Origin of the sequence: Bacillus sp. FSL K6-0268 (assembly GCF_038005425.1) — a bacterium.
Classification (GTDB): domain Bacteria; phylum Bacillota; class Bacilli; order Bacillales; family Bacillaceae_G; genus Bacillus_A; species Bacillus_A thuringiensis_S.
In genome coordinates this window covers 4,731,461-4,748,148 of sequence record NZ_JBBOTF010000001.1, presented here as the reverse complement: position 1 = coordinate 4,748,148, position 16,688 = coordinate 4,731,461, and the positions used below count along the sequence as shown (strand labels likewise).

Genomic DNA, 16,688 nt, shown 5'->3' with positions numbered 1-16,688 from the left:
GTGTTACTTTTTGAAATCAACACGATCCTTACAGCCCCAAGGGATTCGAGAATTTTGTTACCAATGTTACCGCATGAGACCTTTAGCGCTCCTAATAAAGAATATATATATATTTTTTTTGTTTATGGTTGTACTTAGTAACAAAAATAACAAAAAGAGTATAAAAAACACCTTTATCCCTTGATACATAAGGTTTTTTACGAGATTTTAAATGTGTTACTTTTAGTAACATTCTCACTATTTTCTTCGTTTTCCAGTAACTTTGATTGCTTATCAGTATTATTTTGGTCTACTAAAGTAACACCTTTGATGTAATACTTATTTCTGTTGCCACGCTCTCTTTTAAAACCCTGCGTTTCCAAAATCCGATAAAATGCCCTATTTTTTAATTGATGCTCACCATTTCTAAAACACCAATTCGCATACGTTTCATATAATTGTTTTGCTTCCATTTGAACGTCATCTCTTTTAAAACAACACTCAAACATAAATGGACCAAGTATATCCATTTCTTCTTTGTAATCACCTGTGGCTTTCCTAACAATCGCCGGATCATTTAAACCTGACTGCTGCCACTTCAGACAACCTTCAATCGCCCAGTTCAGAATACCCGGCATTTCCAAGCTAAGTTTCTCTGGCAATTTCTTATCTCGTTTTTCTTTTGGTAACTGTAGATTGAATGGAATCAAACGAATACGTCTCCAAATTCCTTCATCTACACCTTTTATGACCGGCTTATGATTTGTTGTAAAAAACACTTTAAATTCGGGTATGAACTCAAAAAACTCTTGCCGTAAGAACCTTGCTAATATAGGCTCACCACCTGTTATTTGCTTGACAAAGGTCTCTGAGAGTTGCTCCCCATCTTCACTTTCGATGGCGGATACAAACCGGGCCCCAGCCAACCTAGCAATATCATTATTCGCTCCTGTTTCTTTCTTCTTGATAAAAGTATCGGACTTCGCTTGTCTTCCATAATCACCCATAAGGTCCTTAATGATATTGATAAAAGTTGATTTTCCGTTAGAACCTCCACCGATTAAGAAGACCATGATTTGCTCGGCAATTTCTCCAGTAAGAGAATAGCCAATCAATCGTTGCATATATTCCATCAACTCTTGATTCCCCTGAAAAATTTGTTCTAAAAACTTCATCCACTCTGGACATTTCGCTTGCTCATCAAATGTAACATTGGTGATTTTCGATAGATATACCTCCCGATCATGCGGACGAAGCTGCCCCGTCTGTAAGTCTACCATTCCATTTGCAACATTGAATAAATATTTATGGCTATCAAAATCTTCACGCGCTCCTGGGACCAATGGCATAAGATCTTTGATACTATTCATTCTTACATTTCTACGCTCACACATACGTGCCCATTTTATTTCCGATTCATCTTCTGATTTAGAAAGACTACGGAGAACTTTTGCTGTAATTCTTTCAATTTCTTTCTTCGTATCCACTCTCCATCGTTTTCCATCCCATATATACCAACCGATATCATGAACGAATTTAATTACATGGCCGTATTCATAAGCAATACGTTCCGCATTTCCAAGTTCCGTTAGTTTAAATTTCCTTTTTGGTTTGTCTTCCACAACTTCAGCTACATCTTCACTTATAAAATCAAATGAAAATTCATCGAATGGTTGCTTATAATCTAGAATTGTGGAAGAAGTAGATGAAATAGCCGTTGCTATCGTTCTTTCCCCATATGTTTCGTTTGTATCTCTGAAATGGATAACGTCCCATTTATCACGTATTAAGCTCGTCTCACGAAACATGGAATCCATTCGTGTTGCTGATTTCCCTGTCCAAAATGCTAAATGGTTACATAGAGAAAGGTCACTTGCCGAATGATCTTTATTAATTAGGCTTCCATTGTATAATGAGCGAATTTCATCGCCATTTTTACTACGGAACATTTTCTCCCATAAAGCATCATTTGAAATTTTGATTTCATCTTTTTCAAATTCTGCTAAATTCACGCGACCTTGTATGTCACTATCATCGAAATACTGTTCAAACACTTCTGCTAATTCATCCGTACGATCATACACATCATTAGAATTTTCTCGATTTCCAGTGAATGTGAAGAATCGTCCGTATGAGTAAATTTCTAAACCATGCTTGGTATTCTTCCTTCCAGTACCTAAAACAAATTGTGGAAGGTTCCCTTTGATAATGATGTGGATACCTTTTCCTGATGGTGAAAACTCTGTATAACTGTCTAATGTATCGATAATTTCTGTTGCAAAAGTATTTGTTTTTCCGGCCACAACACACTTATCAATGTCTATTCCTATATAGTTATCCTGCCTGCTGAACACGAACCCTATTCCGTCATAATCGCCTTCTAAATAAAACTTGACCGCTGTTGCAAATGTCGACCATGTACGCCTATTATTTGCTTGCGCCATTTCGCCGTTGGCTTGATACGGTATCTTCGTCGGTTTTCCATTTCTCTCTTCTTTGCGCCAAAGCACCCACTGCGGTAAGTTTTTCAGCTCTGTTGGTATCTCATTAAAATTGTATGGATTCTTTTTCATTACAACCTCCGGTTAGCCTTTTAAGATATAAAAAAGAGAAGTCGGTACAAACCAACCTCTCTATGTAGTTATTTAAAACGGTAACATATCATCACCGACTGTTACTGCTGGACCACTTATTATCGGATTTACGTCTGACACATCATAATATTTTGCCTTGGCTACCGTACGTTTTTGTTTTTGACCATCCACAATCTTATCGTACTCTTCATGTTTTACTGTGATTTGTAGATTCTTATTGAGAAGTTGTTTCCCCATATCTTCAGCAGATGCGAAAGCATGATGATTTCCAAAACCACATGCTTTTAATAAAGAATTGACGATTCTAACCGAAACCTCATGTTCGAACGTAAACATGTTATACAGCACTTTTGCTCCTTGATGATGTTGTGTTACATCACTTCGAATTTCAAAATCTATTGATAATTTCTCTTTACCAGCTTGTGTTTTGCCAGCTTCCGCATTTACAATTACCGCTTCATATTTACCTTCAGCAACTAATTCAAAACCTGTATTTACGTTTGTTTCATCAAATTTAAAGAAACTCATTATTTATTTCCCCCTGTTTATTAGTTTGCGGATGACATGATTAATTCTTCTTGTATACAGCCTTTCCGCACATCAAGATGGTTCTTAGCAAAAACACTTTGATTACCTTCTAAAACAAATCCTCTTGTACCATCTGTCTTTTTAACCAATTGACCAACCACATGAACAATTCCCATAATATGATTGACGATTTTATCCCGAATATCTGGAATGAATTGTGTATATTGCTGCCCATCATCATGAATGATATTTCTTGTTGTTTCCCAAGCTGTAAAAATAACATTTGCATCTAATGAGTTAAACGTTTCTACTACCTTTAGAAGATGATTATCTAGTAAAGCGTAATCCTTTAATTCCGGCATACCACTTTTCGTATTTTCACCTTTTTTGAGTAGCCATAACTTTTGGTAATGCGTTAAATTATCAACAAAGATGTTATCGTATTTAGCGATATTTACTTTTGCTAATGCATAAAATTGTAGGATGCTATCATGTGGATTTTCACCATCAATTTTAGCTACATCTACATTTTCATATCCTTCTAAAACTTGGCTTGTCCCATCAATATCCAAGACTAATGTTTTGCCTGGTAACAATCCAGCAACCGTTGTTTTACCGTTACCTGGCTTTGAATAGATAATGATTTTTGCTTTTTTACTTTTAGTAATGGCAGCACCGTTTGTGATTTCCAATTGATTCACTCCTTCGCCATGCTTTTCAAAACAAAAATAGAAGCTTCCAAATCAAAAATTTTACTTTCTGTGTTCCAAATATTTTGTTCCACAATCGGTTTCTTTTCTATTAACCTTTCTAACTCTCTTTTGTGTTCACTTAACCTTCGTTGTTCCACACTTAATGACTTTTCTAGTTCTTCAATTCCACCATTCAAAACGGCAGCACCTCTTTTTGTTTACTCATTTCATATACTTCTATCAACATCTGCAATCCATATTCATAGGCAATCACCATACAAATGGATTCCGAATCATCACAAAGTTTGTATCGATCAATTAGACGCCTTAAAATGGATATCTCACTTTCAATCTTTTGTTGTAAGTTCATTTCATTCACCTGCTATCTTTTGGGTAGAATGTACAACAACGTATTCCTTAACGCATTCTGTTGAATTGTGTATACAATCACCTTCAAAATCCAAGTACTCTTCACCGCAGTAGATTTCCTTATTGCAACTCGCACAATGCCCCATAACATTCGTTATCGCTGAATCATTTGGATTTCCTATAATCATTGGATTTTCAATTATGATCGTTCACTCCTTTACATGCATTCATTTCATGCTATAATGACCTCAACATGTGTTTTTATTAGGCCGTCAGCCCCAACTGGCGGTTTCTCCTTTTATACAGCTCGAAAGCATTCAACACTTTGTTCCGCAATTAAGTAATTTGTTAGATTTCCTTCAAGTACGGCATCCTGGCCAAACATAAAATACTTATCATCTTGTTTAATTTCACAACCATAGAAATCTTCAATTGGTTGATCTGGCTCCTTAGATTCCTCTTCAATAATGTCTTCCACAAATATTGCATCGATATTACTCACACCAATGTGCAATGGTACCTTTCCAGTAGCACCTTCATATTCAATTCCTGATAAAAATCCAAAACTATTTTTAAATGTTTTAAATTGCTCTACTGTAAAACTTGTTTTAACTCCTGATTTAAAAACTAATGTTACTTCCTTCAATTAACTCACCTCCCTTCGATCTGAAACCTTACGGTTCATTTCCCTTAACTGACACTTTGCTTCTAATTCAGTAATGAGTAATAACGCTGGACTATTTCTCATTTCTGCACATCTTTTTACAACATCTGATGCTTTCATTAATTTACTTGCGGATAATACTCCGTTCATGATTGGTCACCTTCCTTATATAATTTTTCTTTACGTTCTTCTTCTAAAATACGAGGGATAGATGTTTTCATGAAGAATTCCACCATTCTTAACTTTGTTTCTTCACTTGGTGGATTATCCAATACAGTTCGTTCCATTAACAGCACCATCCATCTCCAAAACTTCATGTTTCATGAAGTTAGTTGGTAAAAAAATTTCTTCAATACCTTTTCCAAGTTTTTGAGCGATCAAGAACATTTCATTGGCTTTAAATTGGGTAACTCCATGCTCTTTATTAACATATGTTCTTTTATCAGTTCCTATTAAATCAGCCATATCTTGCTGCGTTAACCTGTTATACATACGCAATGATACTAGTTTTTCTTGCAAAATAATCCACCTCACTTTCGATAACTTCATATTACAAGAAGTTCTGACATAATTCAACAATCGTTTTCATATTTTATGAAATTTATTATTTATTTTCTTGTTATATGAAATTTTTAGTTTAAAACTTCATGAAATATGATATAATAAAGTAAGAAAGAAGGTGAAACTTCATGAAACAAGATGTTTCTAAATATGTTGGTCAACAAATTAAAAACTTTAGGAAACTAAAGAAAATGACACAAAAAGAATTGGGTTTACAAATAGGAAAAAAACATAATACAATTTCATCTTATGAAAATGGTACAAATGAACCTGAGCAAGATGTGCTCTTCGCAATTGCACAAGCATTAGATATATCCATTAATGATTTGTTTCCACCTACAAATGAGGTGTATAAAGCTAATAATCAAATTATTTCTTTAGTAAATGAATCTGATTACACTTATTTCCCAACTTCAATTTCAGCTGGTTTACCTATACAAGTTGACGGAATGACAGAAATGGATTTGGAAACTATACGTATTCCTGATTCATTAATGGGGAAATGGGCAGGTAGAGAAGATATTTTTATGACTCGTGTTAATGGTGATTCAATGAATAAAGTCATACCTCACTCTTCTTTAATTGCCGTAAAAGAAGTGACATTAGAAGAACTTTATGATAATGACATGGTTGTTTTTAGTAATGGGTGTGATTATTGTGTAAAGCGTTTCTTTAATGACAAGGAAAATAAACGGTTAATATTCCGACCAGACTCTTATGATAATTGTTTCTTTGATTACACAGTATCTTACGAAGATGCCGCTAATATAAAAATACACGGTAAAGTAGTAATGTACTTAGTTTCATTAGACTAATACAAAAGGTGATTAAATCCTTAGCGCTAGGAATTTAATGGACAGCCCGTACAGCTGTCCTATTTTTTTAAAAGGAGAGATAATAGTGACTGTTGGGATTTATATAAGAGTAAGTACAGAGGAACAAGCACGAGATGGTTTTTCTATCTCAGCTCAACGCGAAAAATTAAAAGCATATTGTGTAGCACAAGACTGGGATAATTTTAAGTTTTATGTGGATGAAGGTGTATCAGCAAAGGATACGAATCGACCACAATTAAATATTTTATTAAATCACATTCAGCAAGGCTTAATCACTACTGTTCTCGTTTATCGTTTAGATCGTTTAACTCGTTCTGTTATGGATCTGTACAAGTTACTTGATGCATTTGATAAATATAACTGTGCTTTTAAATCTGCAACAGAGGTTTATGATACTTCTACAGCAATGGGAAGAATGTTCATTACAATTGTTGCTGCACTTGCTCAATGGGAACGAGAAAATTTAGGTGAACGTGTAAGAATGGGTCAATTAGAAAAAGCTAGACAAGGAGAATATTCAGCAAAAGCTCCTTTTGGATTCGATAAAAATAAACATAACAAACTTGTAATAAATGAGATTGAAAGTAAAGTGGTTTTAGATATGGTAAGAAAAATTGAAGAAGGTTACTCCATCAGACAACTCGCCATCCATCTAGACAGCTACGTTAAGCCTATAAGGGGCTACAAATGGCATATACGTACCATATTAGATATTCTTTCTAATAACGCCCTGTACGGAGCTATAAAGTGGTCTAACGAAATAATTGAAGGTGCACATGAAGGAATCCTTACTAAGGAGCGGTTTATACAATTACAAAAGATATTATCTAGCAGACAAAACATTAAAAAGAGACAAACACATTCAATTTATATATATCAAATGAAATTAATATGTCCTAATTGTGGGAATCGTTTAAGTAGTGAACGATCCAGATATTACAGAAAAAAAGATGAGCAACATGTGGAGTGTAATCAATATCGATGCCAGTCGTGTGCACTGAATAAACTTACAACTAAACCTTTTGCTACTAGTGAAAGAAAGATAGAATCTGCATTAATGAATTACATTTCAAATTTACAGTTTGAACAAGTACCTAAAATAAATAATGAAAATAACGAATTAGAAATACTAAAAAAACAAATAAAAAAAGTGGAAAAACAAAGAGAAAAATACCAAAAGGCTTGGTCAAACGACTTAATGACAGACGATGAATTTACAGAACGGATGAATGAAACAAAAATACTATTGAATTCTGCCAAAGAAAAGTTACAAACTTTAGAGGTGAATAACCATCAAGAGATAGATGTAGCTGTGATAAAAGAAAAAGTGAATAATATCAAAAAGAATTGGTCTCATCTATCTCCTGACGAAAAGAAACAATTTATGAGCATGTTTATAGAGAGTATCAAAATTGATAAAAAAGATGGAGTAACAGAAGTATTAGATATAGAATTTTATTAGTGTTTATGTTACATTTACACAAACAAAATGCTCTTGTTGTAAAAAACGCATTTCTTCCATCATGTATTTCGCACAATCTTCTGGACTTCGAATACTATATCTATTTTGATATTCTAAACGCACCATTCTTCTGCCTAGTTCAAAGGCTGCCATAAGTTGCGATGCCTTTGAAATCCCAATACCATGTATACTAATTAGCTCTTCTAATGTTGCATCTTTCAACATACGTAAGCCATCAAATTGGTGTAAAATTTTATCTGATAACTTTAACACTGTTTCTTCTTTAGAACCTGTTCTGAGTAATACTGCGAGAAGCTCTCGATTTGATAAACTTCCGGCACCTTCTAACAATAAACGCTCCCGTGGCTGTTCTTCTCTTACAACATCACGAATACCGTTCATCTCTCCACTCCTTTATTTGTTCTCTCAAAGAAAACCCCATGCAATTTTACGCATGGGTTACATCAATATCAAATTGTTTTAATTCCCTAACGAGACGTGCAATTGGTAAGCCAACTACACTATAGTAGTCCCCTTGAATATTTTGAACGAAAATAGATCCTTTACCTTGAATCCCATAACTACCGGCTTTATCAAGAGGTTCTTTCGACGTGACGTATGTATCAATTTCCTCTTCTGTTAGCTCCCAAAACGTAACTTCTGTACGCTCATAAAAAGTAACCGTTTTTTCTTTTGATATAATCGCAACACCTGTATACACTTCATGTGTTTTCCCTGATAGTAATTGTAACATCTCTTTCGCCTCATCCTCATTAGAAGGCTTACCAAGAATACGCGACTCATATGTAACAATTGTATCTGCACCTAACACAATGTGATCACTATTATTTTCTGCCACCGCTGATGCTTTTTGCAAGGCAAGCGACATTACAATATCAGAAGGCGATGAATATGCACCAATTGTTTCCTCTACTTCACTTACAACGATTTCAAATGGTATGCTAGCTAACTCAAGCAATTCCTTCCTCCGAGGTGATCCTGAAGCTAAAATTATTTTTTTCATATTTTCTCCTTCCTTTCTCACATGAAGCAGAACAATTTATATCAATCGTATCAAAGGAATAGTTTGTCCACAAATGAAAGAAATATTAATTTCTCTAACTAAAATAACAATTCTTTATTGCATACGATTATATTCCTGTCATAGAGAAAGCACTTTGCTCTAAATTCAAAAGAAAAGAAAGAAGTACATGTACTTCTTTCTTACTCATTTTATTATCCTATCATTTCACTTTCTACGAAACAATTTTTTCATACGAAAGTAGGCCATCAATAATAACTTGATTTAATTTCACCAAAGATTCCTTATCCATTTTCCCATCTTTTACTGTTTGTACAGCTACCGACGTATACATATACAGTTTCTTTGCTTCTTCTTGCTTCATACTTTTCCCCTCTTTTTCAATCGCTTTCCATTCTTTTTCAATCGCTTCTATATCTTTTGCGCTGCTTTTTCCACCAACTTGTACACTAGAAGCATATTTTGCTAAATGAGTGTATAATGGCTGCACTTTTGTTAAAAATGTTCCTACTTCTTTATCATCTTTCAGCAACGCTTTATCTGTTATATCCCAGTTCTTTTTTAAAACGGAGACACCATCATTTTTATACTGAGTCATTAATTGATTTATAGCCTGTTCATCGCTAGCAATACCAACAACTATTGCATACTTATCCCCGCTCGGTCTCAAAGCTCCAATGCCCCCATTGCCTTTCCATTCTTCAAGAGCTGCTCGTCCCTTTTCTTCAGAAGAATAAAGCCCCCCTTGAACAAAAAATAATTTCATCGGATCCAATGACACTCCTGCCTGTGCTTTTTGTTTTTCTTCTTTTGGTTCTGATGTTTGTCCTGCCGTTCCACCCACCTTTGATTCTCCATTCCCAGTCGGCTTGGAAGCTGTTACTTCACTTCCTCCTGTCGTTCCTTGTCCGGTGAGTAAATGAAGCATCCCCATTCCAAACGCCGTACCGATAATAATTGCGGTTGCAACGATTGCAATTAATGTATTACTCCACTTCTTTCGGTATTTTTCCACAGACATCGATTTCGCTTTTTGAAACGGAACAACATTTCTCGGTCGTTCACCTTCTACTACCATCCATTCAAATTCATCTTTCTTCTTTTCCTCATACTTCGCTTCTGTTCCATTCACTTTCACTGAGATCGTTCGTGATTGCTTGTCCATACACTCACACCTCACCTCTTATCGTTGTCCGCATCATATCATATTCCTTTCACAAAAAAACGAGATATTTGTCAGAGAAATTCGCCAAATAACCCTATATATTTATCTTATATGTATGCTTTTGACTTCATTTGTAGAACAAAAAACTAGATAGCAAAGACTATCTAGTTTTTCTCGCGAATATATTTTCGAACTTCAGAAATGAAATAAAGAGAACCTGTTATGATGAAAACATCATTTTCTCCTATCATTTCAACTTTTGTATCAATTGCCTCTTTCCAATTTTCAAAAACTAATTTTGATTCTTTTTGTGAATATGATGCAAGTTTATCAGCAGAGATAGCACGATCAAAGGCGAATGTTGTAAAAATAATTTCATCTGCAATGGTTTCTAATTGGCCTACCATGTTATGCAATTGTTTATCACCAAGGGCAGTAAATAAAACTATTACATTTTTATCTTTGTAATGCGCTTCTACTGTTTTCACAAGGCTTTCAATACCTTCTGGATTATGGGCACCATCTATAATAATATCCGGGTTACTTTGCAGCTTTTCAAAGCGCCCAATCCAATACGCTTCCCGTAATCCCGTTCTTATTTCCTCTTCCTCAATTAAAAATGATAGATATGTTTTTACATACATGACTGCCATAAGTGCTAGCGCTGCATTTCCTACTTGATGAATGCCTTTCATTGAGATTTGCAAATCTTCAAATGCGGCAAAAGGACAAGTAAAATCAAACTCTTCCCCATCTTCTTTAGACTGCTTATGTAACGCTGTAAAATGCTTGTCAAGTTCGTATAGGTTTGCATGGTTTTCCTTTGCAACATTTTGAATGACTTCCAAAGCTTCTTCGTCCTGCACACCAGTAATTACCGGCACACCAGATTTAATAATCCCCGCCTTTTCATATGCAATTTCTCCTAGTGTATTCCCTAAAATATGCATATGATCGTGACCGATATTCGTAATAATCGTGAGAACAGGGTGTATAACATTAGTAGAATCAAAACGTCCACCAAGCCCTGTTTCAAATAAAACAACATCACAGAAATTGACTTTACCGAAATAACAAATTGCCATAACAGTAATAATTTCAAACTCCGTCGCTTCCCCTAAATCCGTCTCATCTAGTTTTTCCACGACTTGTTTTACCATCTTTACAAGTTCAGTAATCTCTTCATCTGCAATTGGTGTCCCATTCACACTAATGCGTTCATTAAATGTTTCGATATAAGGAGAGGTGAACGTTCCTACCTTATATTTCGCGCCTTCTAACATGTAGCGCATATATGTTAACGTTGAACCTTTTCCATTTGTACCAGCAAGATGAACACATTTTATATGACGCTCTGGATTTCCGAGTTCTTCTAGCATCCATCTCATTCTTTCTAATCCTGGCTTAATTCCAAATTTCAATCGGCTATGAATCCACCCTATCGCTTCTTCGTATGTATGTATCACGTATGCTTTTCCCCTTTCAAAAGACAACTTTCATAGTTCTATTATACGCAAAGAAAAGAGACTCACCAATATAGTGAGTCTCTAAAAACATTTTTACTTTTCAAGATCTACTAGACGTTGACGAACTGCTTCGCGTTTTTCTAGGTAATCTTGCTCTTTCGCACGCTCTCCTTCAATAACTGCCGCAGGAGCTTTCGCTACGAAACCTTGGTTAGAAAGTTTCTTCTGTACACGTTCTACTTCTTTATCGAACTTCTCAAGTTCTTTCTCAAGACGAGCTCTCTCTTCATCAAGATTGATAAGATCAGCTAATGGTAAGAATAACTCTGCACCTGATACGATTGCAGTCATTGCTTTTTCTGGCGCTTGTAAATCCGTTTGAATTGTTAATTCGCTTGGATTACAGAAACGCTCAATGTAAGAGCTGTTTTTCGTAAGTTGAGCAAGTACAGCCTCATCTTTTGCTTTAATTTGCATTTGAACTTTTTTGCTCATTGGCGTATTTACTTCTGCACGGATGTTACGAACAGAGCGAATGATATCAACTAGAAGGTGCATTTCTGCCGCAGCTTCCGTATCTTGTAAATCCTCGCGAACTGTTGGCCACGCAGCTACTGTAATAGATTCGCCTTCATGTGGTAAATGTTGCCAATTTTTTTCTGTTACGAATGGCATGAATGGATGTAATAGACGCATTGTTTGGTCTAATACGTAAGCTAAAATAGAACGAGTTGTTTTCTTAGCTGCTTCATCTTCACCGTATAGTGGAAGCTTCGCCATTTCAATGTACCAGTCACAGAAATCGTCCCAAATGAAGTTGTATAATGAACGTCCAGCTTCACCGAACTCATATTTATCCATGTTACGTGTTACACTTTCGATTGTTTCGTTTAAGCGAGTTAAGATCCACTTATCTGCAACTGATTTTTCACCAGTTAAATCGATTTCTTCATACTTCATATCATCCATGTTCATTAATACGAAGCGTGATGCATTCCAAATTTTATTAATGAAGTTCCAAGTAGATTCTACTTTCTCCATGCTGAAGCGTAAATCTTGACCTGGTGCACTTCCTGTTGATAAGAAATAGCGCATTGCATCTGCACCGTACTTCTCGATAACATCCATTGGGTCAATACCGTTACCAAGAGATTTACTCATCTTACGACCTTGCTCATCACGAACTAAACCGTGAATTAATACATCTTTAAATGGACGCTCGCCTGTAAACTCTAAACCTTGGAAAATCATACGAGATACCCAGAAGAAGATGATGTCATAACCAGTTACTAATGCATCTGTTGAATAGTAGCGCTTAAAGTCTGCTGAATCTTCATCCGGCCAACCAAGTGTTGAGAACGGCCATAGCGCTGAACTGAACCATGTATCCAGTACGTCATTATCTTGATTCCAGTTTTCAATATCTGCTGGTGCTTCTGTACCTACGTATACCTCACCAGTTTCTTTATGATACCAAGCTGGAATACGGTGTCCCCACCATAATTGACGAGAAATACACCAGTCATGAATGTTTTCCATCCAGCGTAAGTATGTGTTTTCAAAACGCTCTGGTACGAACGTTACTTTTTCTTCTTCTTTTTGTTGAAGTGCTACTGCTTTTTCTGCAAGTGGAGCCATTTTTACGAACCATTGTGTTGATAAGTAAGGCTCAACTACTGCACCGCTACGCTCACTATGACCTACTGAATGCATATGAGGCTCGATTTCTACTAATACGCCAGCCTCTTGTAAGTCTTTCACTAATGCTTTACGGCATTCGAAACGATCCATACCGTTATACTTACCAGCTTTTTCGTTCATCGATCCATCTTCATTCATTACTAAGATGCGTGGTAAGTCATGACGGTTACCTACTTCAAAATCATTCGGGTCATGAGCTGGTGTAATTTTTACAACACCTGTTCCGAAGTCTTTTTCTACGTACTCATCAGCAATAATCGGAATCTCACGGCCTACAATTGGAAGTGTAACTGTTTTTCCGATTAAATGTTTGTAACGATCGTCTTCTGGATGAACTGCTACTGCTGTATCACCAAGCATCGTTTCTGGACGAGTTGTCGCAAGACGAATGTGGCCAGAACCATCTGTTAACGGATAGTTCATATGGTAGAATGCACCTTGAACTTCTTTATGAATTACTTCAATATCAGAAAGAGCTGTGCGTGTTGCTGGATCCCAGTTGATGATATATTCACCACGGTAAATTAAGCCTTTTTCGTATAATTGAACGAATACTTTATTAACCGCATCTGATAAACCTTTGTCTAATGTGAAGCGTTCACGAGAATAGTCTAGTCCTAAACCAACTTTCCCCCATTGTTGACGAATGTGAGAAGCGTACTCTTCTTTCCACTCCCAAGCTTTTTCAAGGAATTTTTCACGGCCAAGATCGTAACGTGAAATACCTTCTTCACGAAGTTTTCCTTCTACTTTCGCTTGTGTTGCGATACCAGCATGGTCCATTCCTGGAAGCCATAGTACATCGTATCCTTGCATACGCTTCGTACGAGTTAAAATATCTTGAAGAGTTGTATCCCAAGCATGACCTAAGTGTAACTTACCAGTTACGTTCGGAGGTGGAATTACAATTGTATACGGTTGTTTCTTCTCGTCTCCTGTTGCTTCAAAATATTTGCCTTCAAGCCACCATTGATAAAGGCCTTCTTCAACGGACATATGATCATATTTAGTTGGTAAATTCTTTTCCGTGTTTGACATTATTTTCCCTCCTTAAAATAAAAAATGTCCCTCATCCAAAAAGGACGAGGGACATCGCGGTACCACCTTTATTTACAAACAAATTCATAATTTGCTTATACTCTTAATTTGATAACGGACAAATCCGTCTTTTCCTAATAAGAACTATTCCGTTCAGAAAAGATGCTCCAGGGCTACCTTCTAACATAACTATCTAGAGAATCTCCCAGCTAATGATTCTCCTCTCTGAAGACGTTTCATGTTATACTCTTCCCCTTCAAGGCATTTATATGATTGTTAATTATTATATACAATAGTGTAAAAAACGAAACCTTATTCGTCAAGATAAATTTAAGTCTATGAATTTTCAGGCGCACAAAAAAGATAAGTAGCATTCTCTACTTATCTTCTTTATCTCGCTATTTGCGGGCAGTAAGATCCCTACATCAAAATTCAGCTGAAGCAAAGAAGTTAGGCGGGAGCCCCGCTGATTAAAGTTTTACTTTACCCGTTCCCTTGCTGGGCAGCTTGTAATTGTGATAGGAAATATTCTATATTGCTAACGAGCCAATGCGATTGTTGCAAACTCTTTACTTCCAGCAATTCATTTTCCTCGTTGCGATTATCTTTTCTTTTTCTATACGAACCGATTTGTCGAATAAATTGTGATGGGTACGTCATATAAGCAAACATGAGAAGTTGCTCTTCTTTCGTAAACGGAAAATTTTTTTGATACATTTGAAACCATTCAAACCGATCACTTCTTGCGATCGGATATGTGTTTAAAGACCGTGAATAAAAACCTACTATATCTTGCACAGGCGTTGCAAACTTCGATTTTTCCAAACTAATAAAATAGCCATTCCGCTCATAGTCAAATAAAAAATGATTAAGTGACACGTTACCATGTACAAAAGTAATACGCGTTTTATCTTTTTCTTTCATCGCATCGTTCCACTCATTTAATTGCTTCGTTGCAAATTCACGCGCTCTCATTACATGATGATAGTACGTACAATATTGCAATTCAAGCGGGGACATATACCATTTTGATTCAGATTCTACGAGAAACTCTTCTAACATCTCACCATCATTTTCCCAGCGATTGGATATAGTTGTATAATGTTTTTCTAAATCTTCTTCCGTATACGTTTCTTCCTTCACAGTTTTTTGATGCAACGTTCCGAGTGTCTGAAACATTTTATGGTATTGATCATTGTCCTCACCATTTCCTTCTGCACGTTCTAACCAAGGCATTAAATAATAATTATACGTCCCGTCACTTAAAATATAATTTCCATCCGTCGCATGGTATATAGGTACATAATTTGAAAAACCTTTCTCCTTCAAATATTGAATATGATGCAGAAAGTTATTCCGCTCTAACTTTCTGCCTTCTATTTTCTTAAGTGCATATGGACCTTGATTCGTATAAATTTTCATTACATTTCCGTGCTCTTCCATATGCTGCGTATCCAATCTATATTGCCTCACGATAGGTTCATAGTGATTTCGCAATTCAATATCCATACGAATAACCCTTTCTATTCAAAACATAACTTCTAAGAAAAGAAGTGAGTGAAAACACTCACTTCTTTATTTCGCCTTTACTCTTGAAACGGGAATATAAATAATTTGCCCCGTATTTAAAAATATATCTTCTGTTTGATTGACACGGTACAAATTTTGTACCGATGTTTCATAACGGTCTGCAATAGATTCAATTGTATCCCCTTCTTGTACGAAATACATTCTTAACTTTGTAAATTCCTCTTCCGGTTCTTTCGTAAATAGTTTTGTTAAATAAAGCGCATTTTCATCTCGCTGTGAGTACTCTTCTTCTTGTTCTTCCTGCTTTTTCGCTTTTTCTTTCTTGAAATCTTTTCGTCCGAACAATTCAAATTGCGGCGTTGTTTCTTGCTCCTCTTCACGTTCCACAAATTCATGTTCTTCTATTTTCTCTTCTTCTAATTCCTGCTCTTTTCTTTCCTCTAATTGGAACGGTTCAAATGCGTAATCTTCCCACTCATCTGATTCCTTGTATGTTGGTTCTTCTACATGGGGCGCCGGTCTATTCTCATCCTCTTGCGCTGAATCTTCTTCTAAATCAGCATACACCGTTTCTTCTTCATCCTCGCTTCTCTCTTCATCACATAAACCAGTAATAGATATATCCGCTAATAATTGTAAGCAACCATTTTCCTTTAATTCATAATCAAATTCCTCAATTGATACATATAGTTCTTCAATTACTTTCACGCGATTTCTCGGAATTGATATTTCAAGCGGAAAGGAATGAACAAGTTCATTAACCCCATCTTCCCTTGTTTCTACATAATCAATTGACTTTGCTGGCGATAGTTCTCTTAGTGAATACGCCGAATCATCTTGCCTTGCAACATACTCTCCCGTTAAATCTAATTGCCCTCTCACGATTACTTCATGATCAAGCTCTTCTATCTCAACGTCTGGATCTAACGAAATTGACAAAAGTTCATCGACTTCCTGTCCCTTTTGGAACCAAACAGATTCTTTTAATGAAAATCGTAACGAATGATCTGCAGCCACTTCTTTTCCCCCTCCCAAACTATATGTCATTACAGATTTATGTA

Annotated in this window: 17 protein-coding genes, 1 pseudogene and 1 other annotated feature; of the genes and pseudogenes, 2 read left to right on the top strand and 16 right to left on the bottom strand. The window is 35.9% G+C overall.

Annotated features, from left to right (window positions below; all coding sequences use genetic code 11):
* Positions 1 to 197 precede the first annotated feature (197 nt).
* The 9 genes from MHI28_RS24745 to MHI28_RS24700 form a co-directional block, all read right to left on the bottom strand.
* Positions 198 to 2,552 carry a phage/plasmid primase, P4 family gene (locus tag MHI28_RS24745; RefSeq protein ID WP_340828322.1) on the bottom strand — a complete coding sequence of 785 codons (2,355 nt, stop codon included), beginning with the start codon at positions 2,550 to 2,552 and terminating at the stop codon, positions 198 to 200.
* Positions 2,553 to 2,624: 72 nt separating this feature from the next.
* Positions 2,625 to 3,101: a DUF669 domain-containing protein gene (locus MHI28_RS24740; protein WP_340828100.1), complete on the bottom strand. Its 477-nt coding sequence runs from the start codon at positions 3,099 to 3,101 to the stop codon at positions 2,625 to 2,627.
* A gap of 20 nt (positions 3,102 to 3,121) precedes the next feature.
* A complete protein-coding gene (locus tag MHI28_RS24735) occupies positions 3,122 to 3,793 on the bottom strand; it encodes an AAA family ATPase (RefSeq protein WP_340828009.1) in 672 nt (223 codons plus the stop codon).
* 5 nt (positions 3,794 to 3,798) lie between these two features.
* On the bottom strand, positions 3,799 to 3,990 hold the full coding sequence (locus MHI28_RS24730) for a hypothetical protein (protein WP_023521063.1): 192 nt from the start codon (positions 3,988 to 3,990) through the stop codon (positions 3,799 to 3,801).
* Positions 3,987 to 4,163, bottom strand: a complete 177-nt coding sequence (locus MHI28_RS24725; RefSeq protein WP_167332609.1) for a hypothetical protein — start codon at positions 4,161 to 4,163, stop codon at positions 3,987 to 3,989. The genes MHI28_RS24730 and MHI28_RS24725 overlap by 4 nt, the downstream gene beginning before the upstream one ends.
* A 297-nt stretch (positions 4,164 to 4,460) precedes the next feature.
* Positions 4,461 to 4,808, bottom strand: a complete 348-nt coding sequence (locus MHI28_RS24715; RefSeq protein ID WP_340828321.1) for a YqaI family protein — start codon at positions 4,806 to 4,808, stop codon at positions 4,461 to 4,463.
* Entirely contained in the window at positions 4,809 to 4,976 is a 168-nt protein-coding gene (locus MHI28_RS24710; protein WP_164727816.1) for a hypothetical protein, read from the bottom strand.
* Positions 4,973 to 5,113, bottom strand: coding sequence for a hypothetical protein (locus tag MHI28_RS24705; protein ID WP_006921263.1), 141 nt, complete (start codon positions 5,111 to 5,113; stop codon positions 4,973 to 4,975). Before MHI28_RS24705 ends, MHI28_RS24710 begins: the two co-directional genes overlap by 4 nt.
* The gene (locus MHI28_RS24700; RefSeq protein WP_001156583.1) at positions 5,091 to 5,345 is read right to left on the bottom strand and encodes a helix-turn-helix transcriptional regulator; all 255 of its coding nucleotides are present in this window, start codon (positions 5,343 to 5,345) and stop codon (positions 5,091 to 5,093) included. Before MHI28_RS24700 ends, MHI28_RS24705 begins: the two co-directional genes overlap by 23 nt.
* 170 nt (positions 5,346 to 5,515) lie before the next feature.
* Here MHI28_RS24700 and MHI28_RS24695 point away from each other — a divergent pair, with 170 nt between their 5' ends.
* Entirely contained in the window at positions 5,516 to 6,202 is a 687-nt protein-coding gene (locus MHI28_RS24695) for a helix-turn-helix domain-containing protein (RefSeq protein ID WP_000806798.1), read from the top strand.
* 85 nt (positions 6,203 to 6,287) lie between these two features.
* Positions 6,288 to 7,685, top strand: a complete 1,398-nt coding sequence (locus MHI28_RS24690) for a recombinase family protein (RefSeq protein WP_098856362.1) — start codon at positions 6,288 to 6,290, stop codon at positions 7,683 to 7,685.
* Between the two features lie 15 nt (positions 7,686 to 7,700).
* Here the strand turns inward: MHI28_RS24690 and MHI28_RS24685 are convergent.
* The 7 genes and pseudogenes from MHI28_RS24685 to spoVID form a co-directional block, all read right to left on the bottom strand.
* Positions 7,701 to 8,087: pseudogene (locus MHI28_RS24685) on the bottom strand (UPF0758 domain-containing protein); the annotation flags it as partial.
* A 46-nt stretch (positions 8,088 to 8,133) separates the two neighbouring features.
* On the bottom strand, positions 8,134 to 8,709 hold the full coding sequence (locus MHI28_RS24680) for a Maf family protein (protein ID WP_000720491.1): 576 nt from the start codon (positions 8,707 to 8,709) through the stop codon (positions 8,134 to 8,136).
* Between the two features lie 232 nt (positions 8,710 to 8,941).
* Positions 8,942 to 9,892, bottom strand: coding sequence for a hypothetical protein (locus tag MHI28_RS24675; protein ID WP_000360997.1), 951 nt, complete (start codon positions 9,890 to 9,892; stop codon positions 8,942 to 8,944).
* Positions 9,893 to 10,056: 164 nt separating this feature from the next.
* Positions 10,057 to 11,358 carry a bifunctional folylpolyglutamate synthase/dihydrofolate synthase gene (locus MHI28_RS24670; protein ID WP_000582079.1) on the bottom strand — a complete coding sequence of 434 codons (1,302 nt, stop codon included), beginning with the start codon at positions 11,356 to 11,358 and terminating at the stop codon, positions 10,057 to 10,059.
* Positions 11,359 to 11,451: 93 nt separating this feature from the next.
* Positions 11,452 to 14,097: a valine--tRNA ligase gene (locus MHI28_RS24665; RefSeq protein WP_340828320.1), complete on the bottom strand. Its 2,646-nt coding sequence runs from the start codon at positions 14,095 to 14,097 to the stop codon at positions 11,452 to 11,454.
* A gap of 37 nt (positions 14,098 to 14,134) precedes the next feature.
* Positions 14,135 to 14,366: a binding site (T-box leader), on the bottom strand.
* Between the two features lie 214 nt (positions 14,367 to 14,580).
* Entirely contained in the window at positions 14,581 to 15,606 is a 1,026-nt protein-coding gene (gene ysxE / locus MHI28_RS24660; RefSeq protein ID WP_000350652.1) for a spore coat protein YsxE, read from the bottom strand.
* Positions 15,607 to 15,672: 66 nt separating this feature from the next.
* Positions 15,673 to 16,644 (bottom strand): stage VI sporulation protein D, encoded by a 972-nt coding sequence (gene spoVID, locus MHI28_RS24655; protein WP_000718528.1) that lies wholly within the window; start codon positions 16,642 to 16,644, stop codon positions 15,673 to 15,675.
* Positions 16,645 to 16,688: the final 44 nt, after the last annotated feature.

Bases quoted from the DNA above. Each gene is read 5' to 3' on its own strand.
- MHI28_RS24745 (WP_340828322.1), bottom strand. From the start codon at position 2,552: ATGAAAAAGAATCCATACAATTTTAATGAGATACCAACAGAGCTGAAA.
- MHI28_RS24740 (WP_340828100.1), bottom strand. From the start codon at position 3,101: ATGAGTTTCTTTAAATTTGATGAAACAAACGTAAATACAGGTTTTGAA.
- MHI28_RS24725 (WP_167332609.1), bottom strand. From the start codon at position 4,163: ATGAACTTACAACAAAAGATTGAAAGTGAGATATCCATTTTAAGGCGT.
- MHI28_RS24710 (WP_164727816.1), bottom strand. From the start codon at position 4,976: ATGAACGGAGTATTATCCGCAAGTAAATTAATGAAAGCATCAGATGTT.
- MHI28_RS24705 (WP_006921263.1), bottom strand. From the start codon at position 5,113: ATGGAACGAACTGTATTGGATAATCCACCAAGTGAAGAAACAAAGTTA.
- MHI28_RS24695 (WP_000806798.1), top strand. From the start codon at position 5,516: ATGAAACAAGATGTTTCTAAATATGTTGGTCAACAAATTAAAAACTTT.
- MHI28_RS24680 (WP_000720491.1), bottom strand. From the start codon at position 8,709: ATGAAAAAAATAATTTTAGCTTCAGGATCACCTCGGAGGAAGGAATTG.
- MHI28_RS24675 (WP_000360997.1), bottom strand. From the start codon at position 9,892: ATGGACAAGCAATCACGAACGATCTCAGTGAAAGTGAATGGAACAGAA.
- MHI28_RS24665 (WP_340828320.1), bottom strand. From the start codon at position 14,097: ATGTCAAACACGGAAAAGAATTTACCAACTAAATATGATCATATGTCC.
- ysxE (WP_000350652.1), bottom strand. From the start codon at position 15,606: ATGGATATTGAATTGCGAAATCACTATGAACCTATCGTGAGGCAATAT.